This window comes from Pseudophaeobacter sp. C1-32P7, assembly GCF_041008775.1.
Taxonomy (GTDB): domain Bacteria; phylum Pseudomonadota; class Alphaproteobacteria; order Rhodobacterales; family Rhodobacteraceae; genus Phycobacter; species Phycobacter gallaeciensis_A.
Genome location: NZ_JAXGFR010000006.1, coordinates 80865 through 94230, shown reverse-complemented (window position 1 = coordinate 94230; position 13366 = coordinate 80865). Strand labels below are relative to the sequence as shown.

At 56.8% G+C, this 13366-nt stretch carries 13 protein-coding genes and 1 tRNA gene; 5 read left to right on the top strand and 9 right to left on the bottom strand.

From position 1 onward, the window contains the following. The first annotated feature begins 29 nt into the window (after nt 1-29). Genes SM763_RS10395 through SM763_RS10385 form a run of 3 tightly spaced genes read left to right on the top strand, consistent with a single transcriptional unit; the run spans nt 30 to nt 3956 of the window. Nucleotides 30-2402 carry a sensor histidine kinase gene (locus SM763_RS10395; RefSeq protein ID WP_368998477.1) on the top strand — a complete coding sequence of 791 codons (2373 nt, stop codon included), beginning with the start codon at nt 30-32 and terminating at the stop codon, nt 2400-2402. 1 nt (nt 2403) lies between these two features. Then, a complete protein-coding gene (locus SM763_RS10390; RefSeq protein WP_065272853.1) occupies nt 2404-2850 on the top strand; it encodes a response regulator in 447 nt (148 codons plus the stop codon). A 26-nt stretch (nt 2851-2876) separates the two neighbouring features. Then, complete coding sequence (locus tag SM763_RS10385) at nt 2877-3956, top strand: sensor histidine kinase (RefSeq protein WP_368998475.1); 1080 nt, start codon at nt 2877-2879, stop codon at nt 3954-3956. Between the two features lie 101 nt (nt 3957-4057). Here the strand turns inward: SM763_RS10385 and SM763_RS10380 are convergent, their stop codons facing one another. Both SM763_RS10380 and SM763_RS10375 read right to left on the bottom strand, forming a co-directional pair. Beyond that, entirely contained in the window at nt 4058-5539 is a 1482-nt protein-coding gene (locus tag SM763_RS10380) for a methyl-accepting chemotaxis protein (RefSeq protein ID WP_368998474.1), read from the bottom strand. A 496-nt stretch (nt 5540-6035) separates the two neighbouring features. Beyond that, complete coding sequence (locus SM763_RS10375; RefSeq protein ID WP_368998473.1) at nt 6036-6662, bottom strand: DUF805 domain-containing protein; 627 nt, start codon at nt 6660-6662, stop codon at nt 6036-6038. A gap of 141 nt (nt 6663-6803) precedes the next feature. On the opposite strand from SM763_RS10375, the gene SM763_RS10370 reads away from it, so the two are divergent. Continuing rightward, complete coding sequence (locus SM763_RS10370; RefSeq protein WP_368998471.1) at nt 6804-7019, top strand: helix-turn-helix domain-containing protein; 216 nt, start codon at nt 6804-6806, stop codon at nt 7017-7019. 336 nt (nt 7020-7355) lie between these two features. On the opposite strand, the gene SM763_RS10365 is transcribed toward SM763_RS10370, so the two are convergent. From SM763_RS10365 to SM763_RS10345, 5 genes are all read right to left on the bottom strand, one after another. Further along, nucleotides 7356-7619: a hypothetical protein gene (locus tag SM763_RS10365; RefSeq protein ID WP_368998470.1), complete on the bottom strand. Its 264-nt coding sequence runs from the start codon at nt 7617-7619 to the stop codon at nt 7356-7358. 377 nt (nt 7620-7996) lie between these two features. Further along, nucleotides 7997-9286 (bottom strand): DUF6538 domain-containing protein, encoded by a 1290-nt coding sequence (locus SM763_RS10360; protein ID WP_368998468.1) that lies wholly within the window; start codon nt 9284-9286, stop codon nt 7997-7999. 12 nt (nt 9287-9298) lie between these two features. Next, nucleotides 9299-9487 (bottom strand): hypothetical protein, encoded by a 189-nt coding sequence (locus SM763_RS10355; RefSeq protein ID WP_368998467.1) that lies wholly within the window; start codon nt 9485-9487, stop codon nt 9299-9301. Next, the gene (locus SM763_RS10350; RefSeq protein WP_368998465.1) at nt 9480-9647 is read right to left on the bottom strand and encodes a hypothetical protein; all 168 of its coding nucleotides are present in this window, start codon (nt 9645-9647) and stop codon (nt 9480-9482) included. Before SM763_RS10350 ends, SM763_RS10355 begins: the two co-directional genes overlap by 8 nt. Nucleotides 9648-9737: 90 nt before the next feature. Beyond that, the gene (locus SM763_RS10345; protein ID WP_368998463.1) at nt 9738-10853 is read right to left on the bottom strand and encodes an FRG domain-containing protein; all 1116 of its coding nucleotides are present in this window, start codon (nt 10851-10853) and stop codon (nt 9738-9740) included. Between the two features lie 530 nt (nt 10854-11383). Between SM763_RS10345 and SM763_RS10340 the strand changes: the two genes are divergently transcribed. Then, the gene (locus tag SM763_RS10340) at nt 11384-12823 is read left to right on the top strand and encodes a hypothetical protein (protein ID WP_368998462.1); all 1440 of its coding nucleotides are present in this window, start codon (nt 11384-11386) and stop codon (nt 12821-12823) included. On the opposite strand, the gene SM763_RS10335 is transcribed toward SM763_RS10340, so the two are convergent. Both SM763_RS10335 and SM763_RS10330 read right to left on the bottom strand, forming a co-directional pair. Then, complete coding sequence (locus SM763_RS10335) at nt 12804-12971, bottom strand: hypothetical protein (RefSeq protein ID WP_347510873.1); 168 nt, start codon at nt 12969-12971, stop codon at nt 12804-12806. The two genes, SM763_RS10340 and SM763_RS10335, sit on opposite strands and share 20 nt — an antisense overlap. 249 nt (nt 12972-13220) lie before the next feature. Further along, nucleotides 13221-13295 (bottom strand) — tRNA-Gln (locus SM763_RS10330). Between the last annotated feature and the right edge of the window lie 71 nt (nt 13296-13366).

Below are 13366 nucleotides of genomic sequence, written 5' to 3'. Positions count from 1 at the left end.
GAGACATAAGCTAACGAACGAGAGCCCTGATGCCACACCGTAGGCGCGTCACACTGCGAACGCGGATAGCCCTGGTTGTCCTGTTGTCCACTGGGCTGGCACTGACGATCTTTTCCGCCTATGGCTATTTCCACTCCTTGGAAACGGTAAAATCAGCCACCCGCGAACGCATGAAGCGGGCCGGCGACATCTACGCACAGCGGATCGACAGCGTGCTCTACATGATGGAGCTGGATACCGGAATTCTCGCCTCTGTCCCGCAGGCGGTCGGCCTCGCAGGGCTGACGCGGACAGCCACTGCCCCTGCGCCCGACCAGACCGAGACCACAGTGACACCACCCACGGCCACACAACCCAGCGCGGTGCGGTTCAGCGACGAACAGCCAAACGTTCCGGGGGCCAGCGCTGCCCGATCCACCGAGGGTTGGACCGAGAGCGTATCGGACATTTTCCTGAAATTCCTCGGGACAAGGCCGAAATATTCGCAAGTCCGGCTCTTGGTGAAAGAAGGCAACTGGAAGGAACTGGTGCGGGTCAACCGCATTGACGAGGAGCTGATCGTCGTCCCCGCTGGCGAACTCCAGATCAAGGGAAATGAGCTCTATCTGCAGCCCATCAAAGAGCGTGGCGTCAGCGAGGTGTATTTTTCAGAAGTAACCTATAACCGGGAAAACGGCCGCGTCGTTGGGCCTCCCACCATCCGGGTGGTTCGACCGCTGCAGGACAGCGACGGGGACATCTTTGGTGCGATCGTCATCAACGCCGACGCTGAACCCCTGCTGCAGAGCGCCGAACTCTCTGTTGCCCCCGGGTTTCAGGTCTACGCGGTCAGCAACAACTTCGATTACATCTCCTATCACGGCGAGGCCCAAAGCTCTCCACTCGCCTTTCATCAGGATCCGGACTGGCAGCCACCGCCCTATTCCGACCGGCTTACGTCCAACGATGAAGGAGCGTTTTTTGAAACCGGCTCAAATGACATGGGATATCTCTCGGCCGTGCTGGGCCAACAGAACGCGACGCCGTTCCGGCTGAACATTCTGACCATCGCCCCGCATGAGATCCTGATTGCTCCCGCATTTCAGGAGCTGCGCACGACCGCCGGCCTGTCGATGCTACTGGCCGCGATGGCAGCGCTAGCGGCCTCCTTTCCCGCATCGCGCCTGCTCTCCCCCCTGACCCGGCTCAACCACGAAATCCGCAGCAAGATTCAAAGCGCGGAACCGGTGGATTTCGAAACCAGCCGCAATGATGAGGTTTCCGATCTCGCGCTCAGCTTTTCGGAAATGATCAATACCAGAATTGAGGAGGCAAACCGCCTGGATGCCATCCTCAACGGCGCGGCGGACGGGATCATCACCATCGATGCCGATGGCACAGTCGAGGATATGAACCCTGCTGCGGAAGAGTTGTTCGGCTATACCGCGCAAGAGGTCGTGGGCCAGAACGTGACCATGCTGATGCCCACAGCAGACGCGAACATACACCATCTTCACGTGGCGCGCTCCCTGCTCACCGGGCACCCTAAACAGATGGCCAAGAACCGCGAAATCTTCGGCGTCCGCAAAGATGGCAGCCAGATCCCGCTTGGCATTGCGGTCAGCCACGCAGTCTATTCCGGCGGATCAAGATACATCGGGATGATCCGCGACATCTCCCCGCAAAAGGCCGCCGATGAAAAGGTGAACAGCCTGATCAGCGCCCTGAAACGTTCCAATGCGGAACTGGACCAATTCGCCTACGTCGCGTCGCACGATCTCAAGGCGCCACTGCGGGTGATCAACAATGCCGCTTCCTGGCTGGCCGAAGATCTTGCCCCGCATCTGACCGAAGACACCCAGGAAAGCCTGGACCTGCTGCAAAACCGCGCCACCAGAATGGAGCGGTTGCTGGACGATCTGTTGCAACATTCCAGGATTGGCCGGGAAAAGGCGAGCAGCACCTCCGTGACCGGAGCCGAGTTGCGCGAGGAGCTGACCGACCTTCTGGACATACCCGAGGGCCTCACAGTGCAGTTCTGCGACGCGTTCGACCAGATCAAGGTTCAGCGCCTTCCCTTGCAGATTGTTCTCCTCAACCTGATCAGCAATGCCATACGGCATCATGACAAATCCGATGGGCACGTCTGGATAGACCTAACGCACCGCCCCGAAGAGATTGAGTTCCGGGTCGCCGACGATGGCCCCGGCATTCCGCAGGAATACCAGGAGAAGGTATTCGAAATATTCCAGACCCTGAAACCCCGTGACGAGGTCGAAACCAGCGGCATGGGGCTCGCCTTCGTCAAGAAACATGCCGGGCTGGTCGGCGCCACGATCAAGATCGACTCGGACGGCAAATCCGGCACAACCTTTATCCTGCACTGGCCCACCGGGCCGGACAGCACATCGTTGGAGAATTGATATGAACACCGTCGCCCTCCAATCCGAAAAAGCGCTTAATATCGTGCTAGTCGAAGACGATGATGGCGACGCCAAAGCCTTGCGACGCGCCTTTAAGAAAGCGAAGATTGCAAATCCGATTACCCGTTTCAAAGATGGGGTAGAGGCGCTGGCGTTTTTGCGTGGAAATCTGGAAACCACCCCCCCCAAAACCTTTGTCGTTTTATGCGACATTAATATGCCGCGCATGAATGGTTTAGAATTACTGGGCAAAATTAGAGAGGACCCTCAGCTTCGTAAAACGCTTATTTTTATGTTGACCACATCGGATGATGAACGTGATATTGAAATGGCCTATCTGAACAATGTTGCAGGTTATATTGTCAAAGCCCGCGCCGGACATATGTTCTTGGATCTGATGACAACCTTGGACAACTATTGGCGCGTCGTAGAAATTCCGGAAATTTAGAGCAGGCACAAAAGGAAAATTTTCAAATGCTCGACATTATGATCGTGGACGATGATGAAGGTGATCGCAAGCTGGTCCGAAGGCTGCTGCGGGCTCCGGCGGGAAAGCGGTCATTCCGGGAAGCAAGCAACGGACAGGCGGCGCTGGATTACACGGATGACAACATCGATGTCATTTTCCTGGACTACCTGCTGCCCGGCATGTCCGGCCTGGAGCTTCTGGAACATTTTTCAAAGACATGGCCAAAGGCGACGATTTTCCTGATGACCGGCCAAGGAGACGAGGAAATCGCCAAGAGCGCCATTCTGCAAGGCGCCTCGGATTACATTCCAAAATCGATCATGACCGAAACGGCGCTGAACCGGATGATCGAAAACGGCATAAAGCTCTCCAAGATGCGCTGGAAACTGGAAGAACACCGGCAGGAGCTGAGCCTGTTTTCGGATGTTCTGGTGCATGACCTGCGGGCTCCCGTCCGCGCCATCGAGTTTCTGAGCGAACAGATCATCGAGGATTTCGAGAGCGGCAATATGGATGAGGTTGCCCGGGAATTCGAAATGATGAAACTTTCGGTGAGGCGCATGTCCGAGCTGATCGAAAGTCTTGCCAGCCACATCAACCTGAATGGCCCCTCCAACCAGGAGAAGGTGTCCGTGGAAAACCTTTTTGAACGCGCCCAGATGGCTCTGGCCAAGGATATTTCCGAAAGCGGTGCCGAGGTGCGTTGGAAGTCCAACGGGCTGTCGGTGGACTGCATCGCGCCGCAGGTCGCGCAGCTGCTGCAGAACCTGATCGGGAACTCGATCAAATACGCTGGCCCTTCCAGCCCGGTCATTTCAGTCTCTGCCGCCGAAATTCCAAACGGGATCCAGTTCACGGTAGCGGACAATGGCGTCGGGGTGCCTGAAGATTTCCGCGACAAAATCTTCGAACCCTTCCGCCGTCTGCAGCAAACCGAAGAATTGCCTGGCACCGGGCTTGGCCTTGCCACCTGTCGCAAGATCGCCGAACGCCATGATGGGGAAATCTGGTGCGCCGCCGATACCGACGTCGGCACCACGATACATTTCACAATCAAACAGCGCCCCGAGGAAGAAGACAACTAGGAACGTCGCCCTATAGCGGGAGGCTCAGCAGGGTTCGCGGGCGGGTCTGTCCCGCCCCACCGTTCAGGCTGTCGTTACCGGTTCGCAGCTCAGAGCAAACTTCAACCAGCCCGCAAATTGGCAGCAGAGGTGCTCTCTGGCATGGCTTCTGCCTCAGCGCAACCGATTGTCGGCCTTCCGATATCAAAGGATCCAATCAGCGTGTTCAGCCTGCCGACGTCCTCGGTCATGGAGAGCGCCGCCGCCGTCACCTGTTCCGCCATCGCCGCATTCTGCTGCGTCACCTGATCCAGTTGCGACACACCGACGTTGATTTCACCAAGACCAGTGGATTGCTGCTGCGCTGAGTTGGCGACTTCCGACGTCAACTCGACCGTCCGGCCAATATCACCGCGGATCATGGTCAAAGCCTCGCCGGTATCATTAACCAGCGTCACTCCCCCCTCCACGTGGCCCGCACTGACATTGATCAGTGATTTGATTTCATTTGCAGAATCCGCTGACCTTTGCGCCAGCGCTCGCACTTCAGAGGCAACCACGGCAAAGCCTTTGCCGGTTTCCCCCGCCCTTGCGGCCTCCACCCCGGCATTCAGTGCCAGCAGGTTGGTCTGAAAGGCGATATCATCGATCACATTGATGATCTGAGAGATCTGATGCGATGAATCCTCGATATCCTGCATCTTTTGAATGGCGCTCTGAACCACCTCGCCCCCGCGCGCGGCCCCGTCTCTGGTGCTATGGACGATCTTGGTGGTTTCCGATGTCGCATCGGCCGACGCATGCATGCTCACGGTAATCTGCTCGACCGCAGCCGCTGTTTCTTCCAAGGTCGCTGCCTGGGCTTCCGTACGCTGTGACAGATCCTCTGCCGACTGGACCACCTCACTGGCGCGAATGTTCAACCGGGAGGCCGCATCCTGGATGGTATGCAGCACATCACGCTGAGTACAGATCAACCCATTGAAGGCCTTGCGCACCGGATCGTAGCGCTCAGGGTAGTCGCTTGTCTCCGGCCCGGGGATAAGCTGTGTCAGATCCCGCGCCGCCATCCGGTCGATACCCGCCGTCAGATGCGCAAAAGCCGTTTCCTGCTCTTCCTTTTCGGCAGAAAAATGCGCATCCAGAACCAGATGGGTGTCCAGCGAAAAGGCACGAGTCAGGGCGCTTATGATCTTTGGAACATTGTGCCTTCTAAACAGACCTAAAATACCCTGGTTCCGCTCCAGAAGAAGCTCCTGAATGTGCGAAACCGCCTGCGCATAGCCGGAAAGATAGAACAAAAATGGCAAGCCGATGCGGGGGTGGATTCGGCCGATCCGATAGGCACTTGCAAAATACTCTTCGCTAAACGCACCCGACAACAACATCTCCCAGTGTTTTTGCTGCCCAAGCTTCGCCTGATCCATCAATTCCTGATTTGGAAAAAAACGAGCCATTTCAGGATCATCCATTACGACACCATAAAAACGATCCAAAACCTGAGGCAACAGCGGAACAACCAATTCTCCGCCCTCAATCAGATATTTTTTCACGACTTCATCAAAGCCAAACTTCGACAGCGCCTCTTCGTGCTCCTTTATCATAACAGCCTCGCAACCACTGAAAACATTAAAAGATTCGGCCCCAAGCGAGGCCACCAATCTCTCACTAAATGAAATCCATTAAAAATATGCAATTTTCTATTATTTTACGAACGCATTACGGGAGCGAGATCAGCTTAAACGCGATGCGGTCGGATCAACGGGCAAGAGTGCTAGCCCATGACAGGGCCAGGGTCGGTTCGCAGCGCGCCAAACCGTTGCAACAGCGCGCCCCTGCTCGACACTCCCCAAAAAACCGGGACCGTAACCGTGGCGATCTGGGGCTTAACGGGTGATCCGAGTACTCAATCTGTCGGGAAAGGGCCGATGGCTGGGGTGGTAGGAAACCTAGTCGGCCGAGTCTTTTCATGGACTTAGCCGACCCGTCGCCGAACCTGGGGCGGTTGCTGGGGCGGAACGCAGCACTGGCGGAGTGAAGTCTGGGGCGGAGCTGGCAGTTTCGAACCCTCAGAGTTCCCCTGCCCGGTGGTGGCGGGGGTTAGAGACCTTTGCCCTTGAACTCGTCAGTCGGAACGAGGAGCAGCGCCACGAACATTGCGAGGTTGGCTGGTGGGACGAGAACCAGCAGGAACCACCACTGATTTACTCCAATGTCTCGGGTGCGGCGAACGCCGAAGGCGAGAAGGATTGCTGTGATCGCGCCAATGGCCAGAAGCGACAGAATGCCCAGCCAGCTATCAGGCTCCACCAGAAACAGTGCGAAAAATACCAGCGTTAGCAGCCCAGTCACCACTTGCACGATCAGGTATTCTAGGCGAGATACCCGACCCGAAAAGCCGAACAGGTAGGCTAGTAATGGTGCTGCAGCGATATTCAGTTCAGTAGCGGAGTGTTTGCCGGTCCGTAAAAGTTCTTCAGACGCTTCCGAGGCTTGCGTCGCGGCCTGCTCAGCGGCCTTCCTGACTTTCGCATTTAAGGCTGGGTCCGTGATTGCCTTGTGAGCCCTTTTCAAACCCAACTCAGTCAAGCGGATCAAAAACAGCCCACCGATGGCGAAGGAGACGACAGCCAGCCAAATAGGATACGGCGGGTTGGCAACGTACCAAATAGTTACACCGGCGGCGGCAGCAGCGAGCAGCAAAAGTAGTAAAAGAAAACGATCCATAATCCAGTCATTCCGTTGTTCAAGTCAGTTTCTTGATCGTACCCAGTTTGCCTCCCTTTAGCGCCGCGTAGTTTTGAAGCGCCCAGCAAATGAGACTCATAGTCTGTAGATTATAAGTCTACAAGACTGCTCTCTCCGGCCATGGCAATACGCAAGCTAGTAGGTCGAAACCTGAAGCGTTTCAGGGAAGCAGCGGGGCTCTCGCAGGAGGCTCTGGCTTTTGAGTGCGGCCTGCACCGTACATACGTTAGCGGAGTTGAGCGCGGCGTAAGGAACCCGACTGTTGAAGTGCTGGAGAAGCTAGCTGAACCGCTTGGCATTCCGGCATGGAGGCTGTTGGTGCCCCCCCCCCGATGATCGGCCAAACTAAGTAAATCCTCTGATATTAAAAAAAACTGAGTACCCCGGCTAACCTGCTAAGGCCCGCCGAGGTTAGAGGCATGGTATCTTCTGGGTCAACACGTATTCCGCCAGCCGAGCCTATTGACGGAACCGACCTCAATGCAGTCGAACGATCAGAGCAAAACATCTCAATTGATAACCTATACCGCGTGGCTGAGGGTCTTGGCGTGGAAAGCTGGCAGCTCCTGCGGTCTGACTGACCGGTCCGGCAGGCACGGCAAAGTGTAGGCCCAAGCCCCAGACGAGAAAGGCCCACCGCCATCCTGAGGACAGAGGTGAGCCAAGGTTTAGTTAGCAAGCAAAGGGCTTCAGTTTCCCTTCAGCTATCAGCGCAGTCACAGTTGGCATTCGACCGACGGTGTAGTGGCGACCATCGGCGGGGATGAACACCGTGGTCTCGGTTCGATCGGCATGGTCGAGGTCATCCAGGCTCAGGCCTGAGTGGGTCTCGAAGTTCTCGAACGGATCACCTCCATCGTCGGTATTGTCCAGAAAGTAGGCCTGGCTACCGTCGACGGCGATGATTTCGAATGCGGCATCAAGTTGAGTGGTCATGAAATTTCCTCTCTTTGGTTCCCGTAGCGAAAACAGACGGATCGGTACGGGCTCCTTGTTATTGTTATCGTTGGTCCTCCTGGTGGGGAGGGAGGCTTACTTAATGTTAGCGCTATCTGTTTGCAAGAGGTTTATGGTTAATCTTCGGCTCTGAAGAAAAAAGCAAAGTGGATCCCCGGCCAGCACGAAGCCAGCCGGGGGTTAGGTTCAAGGTATTTTGCGGGTCAGCACGTACTCCGCCAGCCAAGCCCAGTAAGCCGCAGCGTCGGCGAAGCCTTGAGACCGGGCCGCGACGTCCTCAGCCGCCCTACGAGAAAGGCCGCCATCGTATTCAGCGATAGCGGCCCTCTCCTCGAAGTCGTCAATGTCAGGTATTATCATCCCGGCAGCCTGATCTGGTCAACGATGGACCGTTTCTGCTCGTCACTTATGCCAGCGGAATAGATTCCATAGGTCAGCCCGTTCTCAGACCGAGCCGACTGATGACCTACAAGGCTAGCCGTCCAGTGCTCAGGAACACCGGTGCGCTCACACTGGGTCACGAACCACTTGCGGGTGGAGTGGAACACCAGTCCGGGACGCTCAAGGTTCAACCGCCGTCGAAGGGCCGCAAAACCCTTGGTGACATGGGCAACCGTCAGATCAGGGAACAGTGGCCCCGCTGACGGTAACTCTCGAAACACCTCGTCAAGGACAGGGTGAACAGGAACCAGCCGCTCCGCCGCATCGGTCTTCAACAGTCGCAGTTCATTAGGGCGAACATGGACGAAGCACCCGAGGTTTCCCTTGGCGACTAGATCTTCCCGCAGCAGCCCGACCGCTTCCCCGGCCCGCATCCCTGAGAGCAGGCAAGTCAACAGCACCGGGTTTAACGGGTCCCGCGCCGCCAACAGCTGAGAAACTTCCTCATCGGTCGGGACGGCGTAGGGGCGAGGACGCACCTTCCGATCGAACCTGACGGATCTGAAGGGGTTGGTCTCCAGGTGCCCCTCGTAGACGCACCAGTCGAGCCAGTGGTTCACCTGTGACCAGATCCGCTTCTGGGTCCGCACGGTGATCTTGACCGTCCCGCTCTGAGAGAACGCGATCGCCCGGTCGAGGCTCAACCCCTGTGTCTTCTCCGATCGCCCAATCAGCGGGGACAGCTTGGAGATACCTCCGAGGAACTCCCGCCCGTCATCGCGTGTCAGGCTACAGACCGACCGTTCGCCGTATCGGCTAGCGAACAGTTCGACCGAGTAGCGCACCGACTTGAACCCACCGGGCCGAAGCTCCTTGCTGCGGGCGTGAAGGTAGGCTCTGCTCTGGTCATCGACTGAAACCTTGGTCGGGGTTAAGACACGGTGGAACTCCGGCGCTTCGGTGACTCCTGAGTGCTCCAGAGTGGCCCGCAGGTGATCAAGAGCGGTTGTCGGATCCTCGGCCCATCCAGGACGCCTCAGGTTGCCTGAGAGGGCTGTTTCTGCCCCTGAGCGAACCTCTGAAACCTGGGTCTCAAAGCGGGCGTTCAACTCAGCGGCCCGGACGCGGGCTACGGAAGTGTCACGGGTCTTCAGCGACTGTTTCAGGACGGGCTGACCGAGAACCAGCGCAACGTCCTTGGGGTAGTGGCGTCTGAACAGCCAAGTATGGCCCTTCAGGTACGCGTAACGTATCTGAGCAGACATGTGTCTCCTCCTCTAGTTTGATTGGGTGTGGACCCGAAGGATCAGGTCAAACTCGGGTTCGCCGTACTCACCGGCCAGCGGTCCCGTCAGGCTGTAACCGCCCACGCAGTCGTCGAAGACATAGTCGACCCGGAACAGATGCTCGGGCCAGTCCTCGTCTGCGCGGATGACCACGATGTCGTCGGGCTGCAGCTCAGTCATCGCTACGGCTCCAGACATAGACGACCACGATCAGGGTCAGCGCGGCGACAGCAGGGTGAGAGCGGGAGGCGATCCAGAAGACCGTGGTCAGGACAGCCTTAGGGGGCGGGTTCATCAGAAAACCCCCGGCAGCTGTGCCGAGGGTGCGAAGGTGTTTCATTGGTCAAGCTCCTGTGATTGCTTCTATTTTAGATGCATCAAAGGGCTCGGTTTTGAGCTTTGATCTTGAAGTCAGGTTTCGTGGGCAGAGTTACAGAAGGTAACCGAAGTGCCGGTCGCGGTATTCGCGGCAAAGCCCTTCGACACCGGGAAACAATGACCCAGGAGAGATCCCCATAAGACCTAGCTGTCTCAGCACGTCAGTTCGTAAGCTATGGGGCAAATCGAAGACTCGCAGGTACGTGGTTCCTTTTTGCCTTTCCCTAAACCTGATGTAGGCTTCGATGTCGTCTATGTTCGTAACTGCTGCCATAGACTGCTGTGGGAGAGCCCTATCGTTGTCGATCGCCAGTGGCTCCAGTAGAGAAAAGTGCGGCTGACACAGCGTCATGTTCAGTACCGGCGGCCAGTCGTCCTGCCATTTTTCTGCATCAAACATGAAGATACGTACTGGGGCGTCGTAGTCTCGATCCACCGGCGCAGAAGCGAAGGCGAAGTATGCAGCGATATACGGAGAGTAGGTCCAGTCCAATAAGGGCGTTGGATAACCATGGTGCTGGAGTAAATGCAGGAAGGCACCATTCTGATCAGGGTTTGCCGAGTCGAAAATATGAGAGGTAACACCAACGCTTGCATGGCGTATTCTCTTAATGTCTTTCTCCCAATAGCGCCAAAGATCTTTCCGGTGTGTTCGATGAAAAGAGGTCCGCAACCTCCACGGCTCCGCTTGGCCTCGAAAAATGTATCGGTAGGGTTGCGTACATAACTCTGCCACTTTGGCTTGGAACGACTCCCAGCTAGTTGCTTCGCCCTGTGGTTTGTACTCTGAGGGACTGGCCGCCTGACTGGGGTACAGCGTGACTTCACCAGAAGCACCGTTACTACTTGCCCAGGTCCCTTTAAGGAACGTGCTGTCCAGTGAAGCTTTGACCTCAATCTCAATATTTTGTTCTGCCTCGGGAAACTCTCCGTCTTGGAGGAAGCGTGGATAGAGCGGGTGAATGGCCAGAGCCGAAGCGGCAAACCTGATTGTGTCTTGCTGCGGGATGATTGTGACCGGCGCAAAGTAGCTCGCTTGCTCTCTGTCGTTGCTGAAGGCGTAGACGCTACCCTCTAGCCATTGCTCGCCTTGATCCAGGTCCAGCAGCGCCATTCCGCTCGAGGCACCTGTAAAATCTCCGAGCCACTGTCCTGCGAAATGTTTCAAAGTAGAGCTCCATATAATTGGCGTTTTCCTTAGACGTCTAGGTTCCTCCAAGAAATAGTTTGCTGGCAACCACTTCCAGCTTCCCAGCGGCCCTATCGTGGCTCACTAGCGACTAAGTAGGCGACCCCTTGAGCTTCACCATATCTCACCAGACGAGTAGCCACCACGGATCAGGTGCCGGAATGATGAACCACCGCCCCAGCAACCGCCCCAGGTTTGTCGACGGGTCGGCTAAGTCCATGAAGAGACTCGGAAGGCTAGGCTTCCTACCACCCCAGCCATCGGCCTTCTCCTTAAGAAATAAAGCGTCCGGCGGGCCTCATAGGCCCCAGATCGCCCCAGTTACCGCCCCAGTTGGTTTGCACGTTGGCTGGTCGCTGACGAGGGCGCGGCTACCATGGTCTGAGTGGGGCTAACCTTTCCTCTTCCCTTAGGCTGGGGTAAGGGGAGGGAATAGGTATAAGTAATGAATAGAAAGCGGAGGAGGAGACCCCAGGTTCTTCCTTCCCTACCTGAAGAAAGGGAGACCTATGGGAGACATAGAGAACCCCTGGCACTCCCGCCCGATCGACGTCCACCGCTGGTCAGACCATCCCGAGGTTGCGGGGCTCTGTGACCGGATCTGGGACGAGTACCTGCCGAGTGATCAGACGTCGGGGCCGAAGCCTAAGACTGCCTTCCGCCATCAGCTGCGGGTTCTGATCCTCGACCTCTATGTGGCTTGGCTGGAAGACCCGGAGCTTTGCATCGGCGTGTCGATGTCCTCGAACTACTGGGACACGAGCTCCCGCTACAACGCTATACATATCTCGAAGAAGATCATCCCGATCATCAATGCTCTAGCTGAAGCTGGCCTGATCGACCTGGCAAAGGGTAGCTACTCAGGTCCTTATGCTCGGGGAAACAGAACAACGAGGATCCGGGCCTCTGAGGTCTTGCAGGGATGGTTTGCTGAGGCGGCCTTCCAGAGAGACGACGTCGTCCGGGTCGCTGGCGAGGAACTGATCATTCTTCGGGGCGAAGATGATGGGTTGGTCGAATACGAGGACACTGACGAAACGATCAGGATGCGGGAGGAGGTGCGCCGCTATAATGAGGTCATCGGGGACGCTTTCATTGACATTCCTGTTCTTGATGAGCCCCAGGTTGATGACGTTGCCACCGATCATCATCACAAGCGAACCCGACGGATCTTCAGCAGATCAGACTGGAACCTGAACGGGCGCTTTCATGGGGGCTGGTGGCAGCAGATCAACAGCGACTGGCGTTCCCGGATCTTCATCAACGACACGCCGGTGGTCGAGGTGGACTTTCGCAGTCTGCATGTCTCCTTGCTGAGCCTGGAGGCCGGTGTTGAGCTGACCTACGATCCTTATGATATTCCCGAGGGTCTCCTCCCCGGTGTTCCCGCAGTGCTTCAGCGCAAACTGATCAAGCGACTGGTTCTGACGGCTATCAATGCAGGGGCCAAGGACGCTGCCTTCAGAGGGGTGAGGGACGGCTTTCCCACCGGGCATGTTGGCAAGACGCTGACCAATGATCAGCTTGAGGTTCTTCTCGCGGCTTTCCTTGAGAAGTCCCCGCATCTGACGGAGCTGCTGTTCAAGGACCACGGGATCAGACTGATGAATCTGGACGGTCAGATCACTGAGTGGGTTCATCGGCACTTCTGCGATCAGGGCGTCCCGGTCCTATCGGTGCATGACAGCTATCTGATCGACTTCACCCGTGTCGGGGAGCTGAAGCGGGTGATGGCGGAGGCCTCCGAGGCGGTTGCGGGAGCGGCCCTGCCCACAGCGAACCAGTTCTTTGGTCTGGATGAGCAGGACCCGACGGCTGAGCATGTCCGAGACTACGTGATCTGGCGGCAAACTCCCCGGTCAGAGGGCTATCTTCAACGGATGGCTGAGCATGAACAGCGGACGGGTCGGCCCGTTGAACCGTTCGACATCAACCAAGTGCGACAGTGAAGGCAGTCTTAGGCTTCGGCCCCGACGTCTGGTCGCTCGGCAGGTACTCGTCCCAGATCCGGTCACAGAGCCCCGCAACCTCGGGATGGTCTGACCAGCGGTGGACGTCGATCGGGCGGGAGTGCCAGGGGTTCTCTATGTCTCCCATAGGTCTCCCTTTCTTCAGGTAAGGAAGGAAGAACCTGGGGTCTCCTCCTCCGCTTTCTATTCATTACTTATACCTATTCCCTCCCCTTACCCCAGCCTAAGGGAAGAGGAAAGGTTAGCCCCACTCAGACCATGGTAGCCGCGCCCTCGTCAGCGACCAGCCAACGTGCAAACCAACTGGGGCGGTAACTGGGGCGATCTGGGGCCTATGAGGCCCGCCGGACGCTTTATTTCTTAAGGAGAAGGCCGATGGCTGGGGTGGTAGGATTCGAACCTACGATACACGGTACCAAAAACCGCTGCCTTACCACTTGGCTACACCCCATCGATGAGGCGCTGTCTAAAGTTAGTTGCGGGGGGGTGCAAGAGGGTTTTTGAAAAAATCTGACATCCTTT